Source organism: Pseudomonas sp. MD330_10, assembly GCF_042610415.1.
In the GTDB taxonomy this organism is placed as follows: Bacteria; Pseudomonadota; Gammaproteobacteria; order Pseudomonadales; family Pseudomonadaceae; genus Aquipseudomonas; species Aquipseudomonas rhodesiae.
This window is the reverse complement of sequence record NZ_JBHGZU010000016.1, coordinates 46675-61297: the sequence shown is the minus strand read 5'-3', so window position 1 is coordinate 61297 and position 14623 is coordinate 46675. Positions and strand designations below refer to the sequence as shown.

Annotated in this window: 13 protein-coding genes and 2 tRNA genes; 14 read left to right on the top strand and 1 reads right to left on the bottom strand. The window is 56.2% G+C overall.

Translation table 11 applies throughout. From position 1 onward, the window contains the following. Positions 1–230 precede the first annotated feature (230 nt). The 4 genes from carA (at position 231) to ACFZPT_RS21105 (ending at position 5606) form a co-directional block, all read left to right on the top strand. On the top strand, positions 231–1367 hold the full coding sequence (carA, locus tag ACFZPT_RS21120; protein WP_034100735.1) for a glutamine-hydrolyzing carbamoyl-phosphate synthase small subunit: 1137 nt from the start codon (positions 231–233) through the stop codon (positions 1365–1367). Between the two features lie 105 nt (positions 1368–1472). Then, entirely contained in the window at positions 1473–4694 is a 3222-nt protein-coding gene (gene carB / locus ACFZPT_RS21115) for a carbamoyl-phosphate synthase large subunit (RefSeq protein ID WP_034100733.1), read from the top strand. 2 nt (positions 4695–4696) lie between these two features. Continuing rightward, positions 4697–5173 carry a transcription elongation factor GreA gene (gene greA / locus ACFZPT_RS21110; protein WP_034100946.1) on the top strand — a complete coding sequence of 159 codons (477 nt, stop codon included), beginning with the start codon at positions 4697–4699 and terminating at the stop codon, positions 5171–5173. Positions 5174–5201: 28 nt separating this feature from the next. Continuing rightward, complete coding sequence (locus ACFZPT_RS21105) at positions 5202–5606, top strand: hypothetical protein (RefSeq protein ID WP_034115105.1); 405 nt, start codon at positions 5202–5204, stop codon at positions 5604–5606. A gap of 8 nt (positions 5607–5614) precedes the next feature. Here the strand turns inward: ACFZPT_RS21105 and ACFZPT_RS21100 are convergent, their stop codons facing one another. Then, entirely contained in the window at positions 5615–5923 is a 309-nt protein-coding gene (locus ACFZPT_RS21100) for a YhbY family RNA-binding protein (protein WP_010206607.1), read from the bottom strand. A gap of 105 nt (positions 5924–6028) precedes the next feature. On the opposite strand from ACFZPT_RS21100, the gene rlmE reads away from it, so the two are divergent. From rlmE to nusA, 10 genes are all read left to right on the top strand, one after another. Next, positions 6029–6679 carry a 23S rRNA (uridine(2552)-2'-O)-methyltransferase RlmE gene (rlmE, locus tag ACFZPT_RS21095; RefSeq protein ID WP_034100727.1) on the top strand — a complete coding sequence of 217 codons (651 nt, stop codon included), beginning with the start codon at positions 6029–6031 and terminating at the stop codon, positions 6677–6679. 200 nt (positions 6680–6879) lie between these two features. Beyond that, the gene (gene ftsH, locus ACFZPT_RS21090) at positions 6880–8790 is read left to right on the top strand and encodes an ATP-dependent zinc metalloprotease FtsH (protein ID WP_034100726.1); all 1911 of its coding nucleotides are present in this window, start codon (positions 6880–6882) and stop codon (positions 8788–8790) included. A gap of 8 nt (positions 8791–8798) precedes the next feature. Beyond that, entirely contained in the window at positions 8799–9650 is an 852-nt protein-coding gene (gene folP, locus ACFZPT_RS21085; protein ID WP_047882053.1) for a dihydropteroate synthase, read from the top strand. A 16-nt stretch (positions 9651–9666) separates the two neighbouring features. Further along, complete coding sequence (gene glmM / locus ACFZPT_RS21080) at positions 9667–11004, top strand: phosphoglucosamine mutase (protein ID WP_034100722.1); 1338 nt, start codon at positions 9667–9669, stop codon at positions 11002–11004. Positions 11005–11070: 66 nt separating this feature from the next. Continuing rightward, the gene (gene tpiA / locus ACFZPT_RS21075) at positions 11071–11826 is read left to right on the top strand and encodes a triose-phosphate isomerase (protein WP_034100720.1); all 756 of its coding nucleotides are present in this window, start codon (positions 11071–11073) and stop codon (positions 11824–11826) included. A gap of 4 nt (positions 11827–11830) precedes the next feature. Beyond that, positions 11831–12214, top strand: coding sequence for a preprotein translocase subunit SecG (gene secG, locus ACFZPT_RS21070; RefSeq protein WP_034100718.1), 384 nt, complete (start codon positions 11831–11833; stop codon positions 12212–12214). Between the two features lie 22 nt (positions 12215–12236). After that, positions 12237–12322: transfer RNA gene (locus tag ACFZPT_RS21065), tRNA-Leu, on the top strand. Positions 12323–12418: 96 nt separating this feature from the next. Beyond that, positions 12419–12495, top strand: a tRNA-Met gene (locus ACFZPT_RS21060). Positions 12496–12635: 140 nt separating this feature from the next. After that, positions 12636–13094 carry a ribosome maturation factor RimP gene (gene rimP / locus ACFZPT_RS21055; protein WP_034100945.1) on the top strand — a complete coding sequence of 153 codons (459 nt, stop codon included), beginning with the start codon at positions 12636–12638 and terminating at the stop codon, positions 13092–13094. Positions 13095–13141: 47 nt separating this feature from the next. After that, on the top strand, positions 13142–14623 hold the full coding sequence (gene nusA / locus ACFZPT_RS21050) for a transcription termination factor NusA (protein WP_034100716.1): 1482 nt from the start codon (positions 13142–13144) through the stop codon (positions 14621–14623).

The following is a 14623-nucleotide window of genomic DNA, read 5'->3' as shown; positions in this document are numbered from 1 at the left end:
TCCTGAGCCCCCGTTTTTACCCGCTAAGCGACGTCCTGTCGCATTCCCCTGCCTTTAAGGCTCATTAGCGGTGGACCCAAAAAGCCTTTTTCTGTAAGCTACAGCTTTAGTGTGTCCACTAAAAGCGCGCAGAATAATTCAGTGAACAAGCGGGGTGACGTGTCCATACGTCACTCCGCTTTTTTACAACCTGCGATCGCCCTTTCAGGCTTTATTTACGGGAGGTCTTCTTGACTAAGCCAGCCATACTCGCCCTTGCTGATGGCAGCATTTTTCGCGGCGAAGCCATTGGAGCCGACGGTCAAACCGTTGGAGAGGTAGTGTTTAACACTGCCATGACCGGCTATCAGGAAATCCTTACCGATCCTTCCTACGCCCAACAGATCGTTACCCTGACCTATCCACATATCGGCAACACCGGTACTACGCCGGAAGATGTCGAGTCTGATCGTGTCTGGTCGGCGGGGCTGGTGATTCGTGATCTGCCACTGGTTGCGAGCAACTGGCGCAACACGATGTCACTGTCCGATTACCTCAAAGCCAACAATGTGGTGGCGATCGCTGGTATCGATACGCGTCGCCTTACGCGCATCCTGCGTGAAAAAGGCTCGCAGAACGGCTGCATCATGGTCGGCGACAATATTTCCGAAGAGGCGGCGATCGCCGCGGCACAAGGCTTCCCTGGCCTGAAGGGCATGGACCTGGCGAAAGTTGTCAGCGTCAAAGAGAAGTACGAATGGCGCTCCACGGTCTGGGATTTGAAGACAGATAGCCATGCGACCATCGATGCTGCCGAGTTGCCTTATCACGTGGTCGCTTACGACTACGGCGTCAAGTACAACATCCTGCGCATGCTGGTCGAGCGTGGCTGCCGCGTGACCGTGGTACCTGCGCAAACCCCAGCCAGCGACGTGCTTGCTCTGCAACCGGACGGCGTGTTCCTGTCCAACGGCCCGGGTGACCCTGAGCCTTGCGACTACGCCATCCAGGCCATTAAGGAAGTACTGGAAACCGAGATTCCGGTATTCGGTATCTGCCTCGGCCACCAACTGCTGGCTCTGGCCTCCGGTGCTAAAACCCTGAAAATGGGGCACGGCCACCACGGCGCCAACCACCCTGTTCAGGACTTGGACACTGGTGTCGTGATGATCACCAGCCAGAACCACGGTTTTGCGGTGGATGAAGCCACCTTGCCGGCCAACGTCCGCGCGATTCATAAGTCGCTGTTTGACGGTTCCCTGCAAGGCATCGAGCGCACCGACAAGAGCGCGTTCAGCTTCCAGGGCCACCCTGAAGCCAGCCCGGGCCCGAACGACGTAGCGCCGCTGTTCGACCGTTTCATCAATGAGATGGCCAAGCGACGCTGACTGAGCAGCCTGCGGGCGGCCCCGAAACCCGGTGGCCCTCGCGGGCTCTCTAAAGATTGTTCAAGACGGCTTGCCGACTGACCTGCGGATTTGAGTGACAAACCCATGCCAAAACGTACAGACATAAAAAGCATCCTGATTCTCGGCGCTGGCCCGATTGTGATCGGCCAGGCCTGCGAGTTCGACTACTCCGGCGCCCAGGCCTGTAAAGCCCTGCGCGAAGAGGGCTACCGCGTCATCCTGGTGAACTCCAACCCAGCCACCATCATGACCGACCCGGCGATGGCTGACGCGACCTACATCGAGCCGATCAAATGGCAGACGGTTGCCAAGATCATCGAGAAAGAGCGTCCGGACGCGTTGCTGCCGACCATGGGTGGCCAGACTGCCCTGAACTGCGCCCTGGATCTGGAGCGCGAAGGCGTTCTGGAGAAGTTCGGCGTAGAGATGATCGGCGCCAATGCCGACACCATCGACAAAGCCGAAGACCGCTCGCGCTTCGACAAGGCCATGAAGTCCATCGGCCTGGCCTGCCCGCGCTCCGGTATCGCCCACAGCATGGAGGAAGCCAATGCGGTCCTCGAGACCTTGGGTTTCCCATGCATCATCCGTCCGTCCTTCACCATGGGCGGCACCGGTGGTGGTATTGCCTACAACCGTGAAGAATTCGAAGAAATCTGCGCCCGTGGTCTGGACCTGTCGCCGACCAAAGAGCTGCTGATCGACGAATCCTTGATCGGTTGGAAAGAATACGAGATGGAGGTTGTTCGCGATAAGAAAGACAACTGCATCATCGTCTGCTCCATCGAAAACTTCGACCCGATGGGCGTGCACACCGGTGACTCCATCACCGTGGCGCCAGCGCAGACCCTGACCGATAAGGAATATCAGATCCTGCGTAACGCCTCCCTGGCGGTATTGCGCGAGATCGGTGTAGAAACCGGCGGTTCCAACGTTCAGTTCGGGATCTGCCCGAACACTGGCCGTATGGTCGTGATCGAAATGAACCCGCGTGTTTCCCGTTCGTCGGCACTGGCTTCTAAGGCCACGGGTTTCCCGATCGCCAAGGTCGCTGCCAAACTGGCCGTGGGTTATACCTTGGATGAACTGTCGAACGACATCACTGGCGGCAAGACCCCAGCGTCCTTCGAGCCTTCCATCGACTACGTGGTGACCAAGCTGCCGCGCTTTGCTTTTGAGAAGTTCGCCAAAGCGGATGCGCGCCTGACTACCCAGATGAAGTCCGTGGGCGAAGTGATGGCCATCGGCCGGACCTTCCAGGAGTCGCTGCAGAAAGCCCTGCGTGGCCTGGAAGTCGGCGTGTGCGGCCTGGATGAGAAGCTCGATCTGAGCAACCCGGAAAGCATGAGCGTGCTCAAGCGCGAACTGACCGTGCCGGGTGCCGAGCGGATCTGGTACGTCGCTGATGCGTTCCGTGCCGGCCTGAGTGTCGAAGACATCTTCGGCATGAACATGATCGACCCGTGGTTCCTGGTGCAGATCGAAGATCTGATCAAGGAAGAAGAGAAGGTCAAGACCCTGGGTCTGGCCAGCATCGACCGCGACATGATGTTCCGCCTCAAGCGCAAGGGCTTCTCCGACCAGCGCCTGGCCAAGTTGCTGGGTGTGACCGAGAAGAACCTGCGCACTCATCGCCACAAGCTGGAGATCTTCCCGGTCTACAAGCGCGTGGATACCTGCGCGGCCGAGTTCTCCACCGACACCGCTTATCTGTACTCCACCTACGAGGAAGAGTGCGAAGCGGCGCCGTCGGGTCGCGACAAGATCATGATCCTGGGTGGCGGTCCTAATCGTATCGGCCAGGGCATCGAATTTGACTACTGCTGCGTACACGCTGCTCTCGCCCTGCGCGAAGACGGGTACGAGACCATCATGGTCAACTGCAACCCGGAAACCGTTTCCACCGATTACGATACTTCTGATCGTCTGTACTTCGAGCCGGTGACCCTGGAAGACGTGCTGGAAATCGTGCGTGTCGAGAAGCCTAAAGGCGTGATCGTTCAGTACGGCGGCCAGACTCCGCTGAAGCTGGCGCGTGCCTTGGAAGCTGCTGGTGTGCCAATTATCGGTACCAGCCCGGACGCCATCGACCGTGCAGAAGACCGTGAGCGTTTCCAGCAAATGGTTGAGCGCTTGAACCTGCGTCAGCCGCCAAACGCCACCGTGCGCAGCGAAGACGAAGCAATTCGTGCGGCCAGCAAAATTGGCTACCCGTTGGTGGTGCGCCCGTCCTATGTGCTGGGCGGCCGCGCGATGGAAATCGTTTACGAAGAAGAAGAGCTCAAGCGCTACCTGCGCGATGCCGTGAAAGTGTCCAACGACAGCCCGGTGCTGCTGGACCACTTCCTCAACTGCGCCATCGAAATGGACGTGGATGCGGTCTGCGACGGCACCGACGTAGTGATCGGCGCGATCATGCAGCACATCGAGCAGGCTGGTGTTCACTCCGGTGACTCTGCTTGCTCGCTGCCGCCTTACTCGCTGCCGGCGCACATTCAGGATGTGATGCGCGACCAGGTCAAGAAAATGGCTTTGGAATTGGGCGTGGTCGGTCTGATGAACGTGCAGTTGGCGTTGCAAGGCGAAGACATCTACGTCATCGAGGTCAACCCACGAGCTTCGCGTACCGTGCCATTTGTGTCCAAGTGCATCGGCGTGTCCCTGGCCATGATCGCTGCGCGCGTGATGGCTGGTAAGACTCTGAAAGAAATCGGTTTCACCAAAGAAATCATCCCGAACTTCTACAGCGTGAAAGAGGCGGTGTTCCCGTTCGCCAAATTCCCTGGCGTGGACCCGATCCTGGGCCCAGAGATGAAGTCTACCGGTGAGGTGATGGGCGTGGGCGACACGTTCGGTGAGGCTTTTGCTAAAGCACAGATGGGGGCCAGCGAAATTCTGCCGACCGGCGGTACTGCGTTCATCAGTGTTCGCGATGACGACAAGCCGCTGGTTGCAGGCGTGGCGCGTGATCTGATCAACTTGGGCTTCGAAGTCGTTGCCACCGCAGGGACTGCCAAGTTGATCGAGGCTGCCGGCCTTAAGGTGCGCCGCGTGAACAAGGTAACGGAAGGTCGTCCGCATGTGGTCGACATGATCAAGAATGACGAAGTCACTCTGATCATCAACACGACCGAAGGTCGTCAGTCGATCGCGGATTCCTACTCCATTCGTCGTAACGCCTTGCAGCACAAGATTTACTGCACCACCACCATTGCTGCTGGCGAAGCTATCTGTGAAGCACTTAAGTTCGGTCCAGAAAAGACCGTTCGTCGCTTGCAGGATCTACACGCAGGATTGAAGGCATGAGCATTACCAAATATCCAATGACTGTTCAGGGCGCTCGCGCCCTGGAAGAGGAGCACGCCCACCTGACCAAGGTCGTACGTCCGAAGCTGAGCCAGGACATCGGTACGGCCCGTGAGCTGGGTGACTTGAAGGAGAACGCTGAATATCACGCTGCTCGCGAGCAGCAGGGTATGGTCGAGGCGCGGATTCGTGATATCGAAGGTCGCATGCAAAATGCTGTGATCATCGATGTGACCACTATTCCGCACACCGGCAAGGTGATTTTCGGTACCACTGTCGAAATCGCCAACGTTGAGACGGACGAAAGCGTGACTTACCACATCGTGGGTGAGGACGAGGCTGACATCAAGCAGGGCAAAATCTCTGTCGGTTCGCCTATTGCACGTGCCTTGATCGCCAAGGAAGAGGGTGACGTGGTCGCCGTCAAAACGCCAAGTGGCGTGATCGAGTACGAGATTGTCGAAGTTCGTCACATCTGAAAGGCGGCGCCCGCTTCGTGCGGGCGCCATGCTCTGGCAACTCACTCAGATGTTGTGGGTCGGTGGTTTGTGGCTGCTCCATATTGGGGTGCTGCCGGCACTCGGTTTGATTGGCTTGGCGCCGTTGCTGATCGATGAGCTCGACGGAATGCTCAGTGCGTTGCTGGTGGGCTTTGCGGCAGCGTGCGTATTGCTTCAAGCATTGGTGTTGATCAAGGCTGAAGGTTTGGAGAGTTTGTGGCGGGATATTCGAGGGCAACTGCTGTTGATGGCGCTGTATGCTTGCGCGATGTACTGCGTCGTGCATCTCTGGCTGCCTGAGGCGTTGCGCTGGCGGCTATTCAGCTATCTTGTGCTAGGTTTCTCGGGGCTCGTGCTAGTTGTGCAGCCTGCGCCGGGATGGAGTGGCGGGGCGCGCAAAGCACGCCCTTGACTCTTTTCTCATTTGAAGCGATGAACGTTCGACAGTTGCTTGTTGACGCTGAAATTCTTGCGATACAGCAGCGCCATCTTGCCGATAACCTGAACCAGATCTGCTTTGCCCACTTTGCACAGTTCTGCAATGGCGGCCAGACGTGCTTCGCGATCAAGGATGTTGACCTTGATTTTGATCAGTTCGTGATCGTTGAGTGCGCGCTCGAATTCGGCTAGCACACCCTCAGTCAAACCGTTGTCTGCCACAATCAGAACTGGTTTCAGATGGTGGCCAATGGATTTGTACTGTTTCTTCTGCTCTTGAGTGAGCGGCATAATCTGACCCCTGCGTCTGATCTTGTAAAAAGCGGCGGCCAGTTTACCCGAGCGAGTCCGGGACCGCCCAGTTAATCACGACCCGTTTTATTTTCGAGGTGGCCCGTGGCCCGTTCCAAAACCAGCCTTAACTGGCTAAAAGAACATTTCAACGATCCTTACGTCAAAAAGGCGCAGAAGGACGGCTACCGCTCCCGGGCTAGCTATAAGCTGCTGGAGCTGCAGGACAAGGATAAATTATTCCGGCCAGGCATGAGCGTTATCGACTTGGGGGCAGCCCCAGGTGGTTGGTCGCAGGTGGCCAGTCGTCTGATTGGTGGTCAGGGGCGGTTGATCGCGTCCGACATCCTGGAGATGGATAGCATCCCGGATGTGACCTTTGTTCATGGTGATTTCACTCAGGATGCCGTGCTGGCCGAGATCCTTGAGGCTGTAGGAAATTCACAGGTGGACCTTGTGATTTCCGACATGGCACCCAATATGAGTGGATTACCGGCAGTTGATATGCCACGCGCCATGTTCCTGTGTGAATTGGCATTGGATCTGGCAGGGCGTGTATTGCGCCCAGGCGGTGATTTCCTGGTCAAAGTCTTCCAGGGTGAAGGTTTTGACGAGTACCACAAGAATATCCGTAAGCTGTTCGATAAGGTGCAGATGCGCAAGCCGGACTCCTCAAGGGATCGATCCCGCGAGCAATATCTGTTGGCTCGAGGGTTCCGTGGCATCGAAGGCGCCGCGAGTGATGAGCGTCTTTGAAGGTTTCAACGGAGTCGATAGGTTTTTTTATATCGCTTTCGTCATGAAGCTTTACGAATATTGTGTAGTCAAAGTTTCACAAAGGGTTACAGACGGTGCCTGCCAGAGTTGTAGGTAATGTAGTAAGTTAGGTCGGTGAATATCATGCGAAGCGCGCGCCAGCAGCGGAGCTTGCTTCAGAGGGTAGTTAATTGAACGATATGGCAAAGAATCTGATCCTGTGGTTGATCATCGCGGCTGTCCTGGTGACGGTGATGAACAACTTCTCCAGCCCTAACGAGCCGCAGACCCTCAACTATTCCGACTTCATCCAGCAAGTTAAGGATGGAAAGGTCGAGCGCGTAGCGGTTGATGGCTACGTGATCACCGGCAAACGCACCGATGGCGACAGCTTCAAGACGATTCGTCCGGCAATCCAGGACAACGGTCTGATCGGCGATCTGGTGGACAACCATGTCGTCGTTGAAGGTAAGCAGCCGGAGCAACAGAGCATCTGGACCCAGCTATTGGTAGCCAGCTTCCCAATCCTGGTGATCATTGCTGTGTTCATGTTCTTCATGCGCCAGATGCAAGGCGGCGCGGGAGGCAAGGGTGGGCCGATGAGCTTCGGGAAGAGCAAGGCACGCCTGCTCTCCGAAGATCAGGTGAAAACCACTCTGGCCGACGTTGCCGGTTGTGATGAAGCTAAAGAGGAAGTGGGCGAGCTCGTCGAGTTCCTGCGCGATCCGGGCAAATTTCAGCGCCTTGGTGGGCGTATTCCGCGCGGTGTGCTGATGGTCGGTCCTCCGGGTACTGGTAAAACCTTGCTGGCCAAGGCGATTGCTGGTGAAGCCAAGGTGCCGTTCTTCACGATTTCCGGTTCTGACTTTGTCGAAATGTTCGTCGGTGTCGGCGCAAGCCGTGTTCGCGATATGTTCGAGCAAGCTAAGAAGCATGCGCCGTGCATTATCTTTATCGACGAAATTGACGCCGTTGGTCGTCATCGTGGTGCGGGCATGGGCGGTGGTCACGATGAGCGCGAGCAAACGCTCAACCAATTGCTCGTGGAGATGGATGGTTTCGAGATGAATGACGGCATTATCGTCATCGCCGCAACCAACCGTCCTGATGTGCTTGACCCCGCGTTACTGCGTCCAGGCCGTTTCGACCGTCAGGTCGTGGTTGGCCTGCCGGACATTCGTGGACGCGAGCAGATTCTGAAAGTTCATATGCGCAAAGTGCCGATGGGCGACGACGTTGCTCCTGCGGTGATTGCTCGTGGCACCCCAGGTTTTTCCGGTGCCGACCTTGCCAACTTGGTGAACGAGGCGTCGTTGTTTGCAGCGCGTACCGGCAAGCGCATTGTTGAAATGAAAGAATTCGAGCTGGCAAAAGACAAGATCATGATGGGCGCCGAGCGCAAATCCATGGTTATGTCCGAAAAAGAGAAGCAGAACACTGCTTACCACGAGGCTGGTCACGCTATTGTGGGGCGCGTTGTGCCTGAGCACGACCCGGTCTACAAGGTGTCGATCATTCCACGAGGCCGGGCACTTGGCGTGACTATGTTCCTGCCTGAGGAAGACCGTTATAGCCTCTCCAAGCGCGCGCTGATCAGTCAGATCTGTTCGCTGTATGGCGGGCGGATTGCCGAAGAGATGACTTTGGGTTTTGACGGTGTGACCACCGGCGCCTCCAACGACATCATGCGCGCCAGCCAGATTGCACGAAATATGGTGACCAAGTGGGGCTTGTCCGAAAAACTCGGCCCTCTTATGTATGCCGAGGAAGATGGCGAAGTGTTCTTGGGGCGTGGTGGTGGCGGTCAAAATGCCAGTTTCTCCGGTGAGACTGCCAAGCTGATCGATTCCGAGGTGCGCAGCATCATTGATCAGTGCTACGGCACTGCTAAGCAGATCCTCACGGATAATCGCGACAAGCTCGACGCGATGGCCGATGCTCTGATGAAGTACGAAACCATTGATGCTGATCAGATCGACGACATCATGGCGGGTCGTCCACCGCGCGAGCCTCGTGACTGGGAGGGTGGTTCAGGTACCTCGGGTACTCCGCCCGTTGTTCAGAATGAACGCCCTGAGACCCCAATCGGCGGCCCTGCGGCTGACCACTAAGGTTTGAAATGACTTCTGTGTTGTCCTCCACCCGGTTGCCTTGCGGCAACCGGGTTCTTGATTTGGCCCATACGCATGTCATGGGCATTCTCAATGTAACCCCCGATTCCTTTTCCGACGGCGGCCGATTCAGTCAGCAGGATGCAGCGTTGCGTCATGCCGAGGCGATGGTGGCGGCTGGTGCGACCTTGATCGATGTCGGCGGCGAATCGACTCGGCCTGGTGCTCGTATAGTTTCTCCACTTGAGGAGTTGGAGCGGGTTGCTCCCATTGTCGAGCGCATCGCACGTGAGCTGGATGTGATCATCTCCGTTGATACATCGACTCCGGCTGTCATGCGCGAAACCGCGCGACTTGGGGCTGGATTGATCAATGATGTGCGGTCTCTACGGCGTGATGGAGCCTTGGATGCGGCTGCGGCTACAGGATTGCCGGTGTGCCTGATGCATATGCTCGGTGAGCCCGGGAATATGCAGGACGACCCCCATTACGATGATCTGGTAGGTGAGGTAACGGGTTTCCTGGCTGAGCGAATCGCTCAGTGCGCGGCAGTCGGAATAGCGCCGGAGCAGCTCATCCTGGATCCGGGTTTTGGATTCGCCAAGACTTTGCAGCACAATTTAAGTTTGTTCAAACACATGGAGTCCTTGCATGCCCTTGGTCGTCCCCTGTTGGTCGGGGTGTCGCGCAAGAGCATGATTGGGCTGGCGTTGAATCGTCCTGTTGGCGAACGTCTGTATGGCGGCCTTGCACTGGCGGCGCTTGCCATGACCAAAGGTGCACGGATTTTGCGCGTGCATGATGTCGCCGAGACCGTTGACGTGGTGCGTATGATTGCCGCGGTAGAATCAGCCGAATAAGAATGATGGAGCACTTATGACTAAAAAATATTTTGGCACCGACGGTATTCGTGGTCGGGTCGGCGAGTTTCCCATTACTCCTGATTTTATGCTCAAGTTGGGGTGGGCGGCAGGCATGGCGTTCCGCAGTATGGGGGCGTGCCGCATCCTGGTGGGGAAGGACACTCGAATTTCCGGTTACATGTTTGAATCAGCGCTTGAGGCTGGTTTGTCAGCTGCAGGTGCGGATGTGATGTTGTTGGGGCCAATGCCTACGCCGGCGATCGCTTACCTGACGCGCACGTTTCATGCTGAGGCCGGTATTGTGATCAGCGCTTCTCACAACCCTCACGACGACAACGGCATCAAATTCTTCTCTGGGCAGGGCACTAAACTGCCGGACGAAATCGAGTTAATGATCGAGGAGTTGCTGGATGCCCCCATGACAGTGGTCGAGTCCAGTAAGTTGGGCAAAGTGTCACGTATCAATGATGCATCGGGCCGCTACATCGAATTTTGCAAAAGCAGTGTGCCAAGCAGTACTAATTTCGCTGGCCTTAAAATCGTTGTCGATTGCGCTCACGGTGCGACTTACAAAGTGGCGCCAAGCGTATTCAAGGAGTTGGGCGCTGATGTGACAGTGCTGTCGGCCCAGCCTAACGGTTTGAACATCAACGAGAATTGCGGTTCTACTCATATGGAGCAATTGCAGGCCGCAGTTTTGGCTCAGCATGCCGATCTGGGGATTGCCTTTGATGGCGACGGTGACCGTGTGTTGATGGTGGATCACACCGGTACTGTAGTAGACGGTGATGATCTGTTATTCATCATTGCTCGCGATCTGCATGAGCGTAACAAGTTACAGGGCGGTGTCGTTGGGACACTGATGAGCAATCTGGGCCTTGAGTTGGCTCTGGCGGAATTAGGCATTCCTTTCATTCGCGCGAATGTTGGGGACCGTTATGTGATTGCTGAGCTCCTGGAGCGAAATTGGCAGGTGGGGGGCGAGAACTCCGGGCATGTTGTCTGCTTCCAGCACACCACGACAGGTGATGCCATTATCGCTGCATTGCAGGTGTTGCTTGCGCTGCGGCGTCGTGAAGAGAGCCTCGCTCAAGCGCGTCAGGCTATGCGTAAATGCCCGCAGGTGCTGCTCAATGTGCGCTTTGCCGGTGGCGAAAACCCAATCGAGCACCCCGCTGTTAAGGAAGCGTGCGAGCGCGTGACCCAAGCAATGGCTGGCCGTGGGCGCGTGTTGTTGCGTAAGTCCGGGACCGAGCCTCTGGTGCGTGTCATGGTCGAAGGGGAAGATGAAATACAGGTCCGTGGCCATGCAGAAGACTTGGCGAAACTGGTAACTGAAGTTTGCGCCTGAATTCGGCTTGCCAGTGATGATGTGGTTGGGTAACATCTGCGCCCACTTTGACCGACGAGGTACAGCATGCGTCGCACTATGGTAGCTGGTAACTGGAAGATGCACGGTACCCGCGCCAGTGTCGCTGAGCTGATCAATGGCCTTCGTCACTTGGCTTTGCCTAGCGGTGTTGATGTTGCGGTTTTCCCGCCTTGCTTGCATATCACCCAGGTGGTTGATGGCTTGAAAGGTAAGTCGATTCAGGTCGGCGCGCAGAATTCTGCAGTGGAGGCCATGCAAGGTGCTTTGACTGGCGAGATTGCGCCAAGTCAGTTGGTCGACGCGGGATGTTCATTTGTGCTTGTTGGGCATTCCGAGCGTCGCCAGATGATGGGTGAGCGGGATGGCACCCTCAATCGCAAGTTCGCAGCAGCACAAGCATGTGGCCTGGTTCCTGTGTTGTGTATAGGGGAGACCCTGGAGCAGCGCGAATCCGGCAAGACTCTTGAGGTTGTCTCGCGTCAGCTTGGCAGCATCATTGAAGAGTTGGGCGTTGGCGCGTTTGCAAAGGCGGTCATTGCTTATGAGCCGGTCTGGGCCATTGGTACCGGGCTGACTGCTACACCGCAACAGGCGCAGGATGTGCACGCAGCCATCCGCGCTCAGTTGGCGGCAGAGAATTCTGAAGTCGCACAAGGTGTGCGTCTTCTATACGGCGGCAGCGTGAAGGCGGCCAATGCGGTCGAACTGTTCGGCATGCCGGATATCGATGGGGGGCTCATTGGTGGAGCTTCCCTGAATGCAGATGAGTTCGGTGCGATTTGTCGCGCCGCGGGAAACTGAAAAAATGCTGGAAACAGTCGTAGTCGTTTTTCATCTGTTGGCTGCCCTGGGCGTAGTTGCCCTGGTTTTGTTGCAACAGGGTAAAGGTGCGGATGCTGGTGCGTCTTTCGGTGCAGGTGCTTCAAATACTGTGTTCGGAAGCCAAGGTTCCTCTACCTTTCTTAGTAAGTTTACTGCTATACTTGCCGCCGGTTTCTTCATAACCAGCTTGGGGTTAGGTTACTTTGCTAAAGAGAAAGCTCATATGCTGACTCAAGTAGGTTTGCCAGATCCAGCAGTGTTAGAAGTACCTAAAGCAAAACCGGCTTCTGATGATGTCCCGGTGCTTCAAGAGCAAAAGTCGGCTACTCCAGCGACTGACGTACCTCCAGCTCAAGAGCAGAAGTAAGAAGGGTTTTAAACGCTGTATTGCCGAGGTGGTGGAATTGGTAGACACGCAACCTTGAGGTGGTTGTGCCCATAGGGTGTAGGGGTTCGAGTCCCCTTCTCGGTACCAATTATCAGGAGAGCCCGCTGTTGCGGGCTTTCTTGTAGGTGGAAGGTTACATTGACCCTGTAAAGGATCGGTCGTATACTTCCGCCCCAGCTTTGTCGCGGGGTGGAGCAGTCTGGTAGCTCGTCGGGCTCATAACCCGAAGGTCGTCGGTTCAAATCCGGCCCCCGCAACCAGTTTTAGCGGAGCCCCTTTTAAGGGGCTTTTTGTTAGCTGGACACTTTCAACGCCGCTGTTCGACGGCGTTTCAAGGATGGGCGTTTCGCCCATTTTTTTATTTTGCACAGCATGCACATACATGCACGAGGGGGTTCAGGTGTCGAGCAAGCTAGAAGAGTTGCAGGCCTTGCTGGCCCCGGTGGTCGTGGCCCTAGGCTATGAATGCTGGGGTATTGAGTTTTCGGCTCAAGGTCGCCACTCAATGTTGCGCGTTTATATCGATAAAGAGGGCGGCGTGCTGGTGGACGATTGTGCCATTGTCAGCCGTCAGATCAGTGGTGTGTTGGATGTTGAAGATCCAATTTCCGTTGAGTACACCCTCGAAGTTTCCTCGCCAGGCATGGAACGCCCACTGTTCACTCTCGAGCAGTTTGCTAAATATGTCGGTGAACAAGTGAAGATCAAGCTGCGATCTCCCTTTGAAGGGCGACGCAACTTTCAGGGCCTTCTACGCGGTGTAGAAGAGCAGGACGTCGTGGTGCAGGTAGAAGACCATGAGTTCCTGTTGCCGATCGATATGGTCGACAAGGCCAACATTATTCCCAGTTTTGACTGAGACGCGGATCCCGCGGATCCAATGGCTTGCGAAAGGCGAGGCGTACGATGAGCAAAGAAGTACTGCTGGTTGTTGAGTCGGTATCCAATGAAAAGGGCGTACCGGCAAACGTGATTTTTGAAGCGTTGGAGCTGGCTTTGGCCACTGCTACCAAAAAGCGTTTTGAAGACGAAGTTGATCTGCGTGTGGAAATTAACCGCCACACCGGTGCCTATGAGACTTTCCGTCGCTGGACGGTCGTCGAAGAAGCCGATCTTGATGATCCGGCCATCGAAACCTGGCCGAGCAAGGTTGCTGAAACGCACCCTGGCGCAAAGGTCGGTGATGTCGTCGAAGAAAAGATCGAATCGATTGAATTCGGCCGTATTGCTGCACAGACCGCTAAACAGGTCATCGTGCAGAAGGTTCGCGAAGCCGAGCGCGCTCAAGTCGTTGACGCCTATCGCGAACGCCTGGGTGAGATCATCTCCGGTACCGTTAAAAAAGTAACTCGCGACAATGTGATCGTCGACCTGGGTAACAACGCCGAAGCGTTGCTGGCCCGTGAAGACATCATCTCTCGCGAAACCTTCCGTGTCGGCGTGCGCTTGCGTGCGCTGCTCAAGGAAATCCGCACCGAGAACCGCGGCCCTCAGTTGATCCTGTCGCGTACCGCACCGGAAATGCTGATCGAGCTGTTCCGTATCGAGGTGCCGGAAATTGCCGAAGGTCTGATCGAAGTGATGGCTGCGTCCCGTGACCCGGGTTCGCGCGCCAAAATCGCGGTCCGCTCCAAGGACAAACGTATCGACCCGCAGGGCGCTTGTATTGGTATGCGCGGTTCGCGCGTTCAGGCGGTGTCCGGTGAGTTGGGCGGTGAGCGTGTGGATATCGTCCTGTGGGACGATAACCCGGCGCAGTTCGTGATCAACGCCATGTCGCCGGCTGAAGTGGCGGCAATTATCGTTGACGAAGATGCCCATGCCATGGACATCGCCGTTGGCGCAGACAATCTGGCTCAGGCCATTGGTCGTGGTGGTCAGAACGTGCGTCTGGCCAGCCAACTGACCGGTTGGACCCTGAACGTGATGACCGAATCGGACATCCAGGCTAAGCAGCAAGCTGAAACCGGCGACATCCTGCGCAACTTCATCGAAGAGTTGGAAGTCGATGAAGAATTGGCACAGGTTCTGGTAGATGAAGGTTTCACCAGCCTGGAAGAGATTGCCTACGTACCGTTGGAAGAAATGCTCAACATCGACGGCTTTGACGAAGATATCGTCAACGAGCTTCGCGCTCGGGCCAAGGATCGCTTGTTGACTAAAGCCATCGCTACTGAGGAAAAGCTGGCAGACGCCCATCCGGCCGAAGACCTGCTCTCGCTTGAGGGTATGGACAAGGATTTGGCGATGGAACTGGCGGTGCGCGGCGTAATTACCCGCGAAGACCTGGCCGAGCAGTCTATTGACGATCTGCTCGACATCGACGGCATTGACGAAGATCGTGCCGGCAAGTTGATCATGGCCGCCCGAGCCCATTGGTTCGAGTAA

Bases quoted from the DNA above. Each gene is read 5' to 3' on its own strand.
- secG (WP_034100718.1), top strand. From the start codon at position 11,831: ATGCTGGAAACAGTCGTAGTCGTTTTTCATCTGTTGGCTGCCCTGGGC.
- glmM (WP_034100722.1), top strand. From the start codon at position 9,667: ATGACTAAAAAATATTTTGGCACCGACGGTATTCGTGGTCGGGTCGGC.
- ACFZPT_RS21100 (WP_010206607.1), bottom strand. From the start codon at position 5,923: ATGCCGCTCACTCAAGAGCAGAAGAAACAGTACAAATCCATTGGCCAC.
- carB (WP_034100733.1), top strand. From the start codon at position 1,473: ATGCCAAAACGTACAGACATAAAAAGCATCCTGATTCTCGGCGCTGGC.
- nusA (WP_034100716.1), top strand. From the start codon at position 13,142: ATGAGCAAAGAAGTACTGCTGGTTGTTGAGTCGGTATCCAATGAAAAG.
- tpiA (WP_034100720.1), top strand. From the start codon at position 11,071: ATGCGTCGCACTATGGTAGCTGGTAACTGGAAGATGCACGGTACCCGC.
- ACFZPT_RS21105 (WP_034115105.1), top strand. From the start codon at position 5,202: ATGCTCTGGCAACTCACTCAGATGTTGTGGGTCGGTGGTTTGTGGCTG.
- folP (WP_047882053.1), top strand. From the start codon at position 8,799: ATGACTTCTGTGTTGTCCTCCACCCGGTTGCCTTGCGGCAACCGGGTT.
- ftsH (WP_034100726.1), top strand. From the start codon at position 6,880: ATGGCAAAGAATCTGATCCTGTGGTTGATCATCGCGGCTGTCCTGGTG.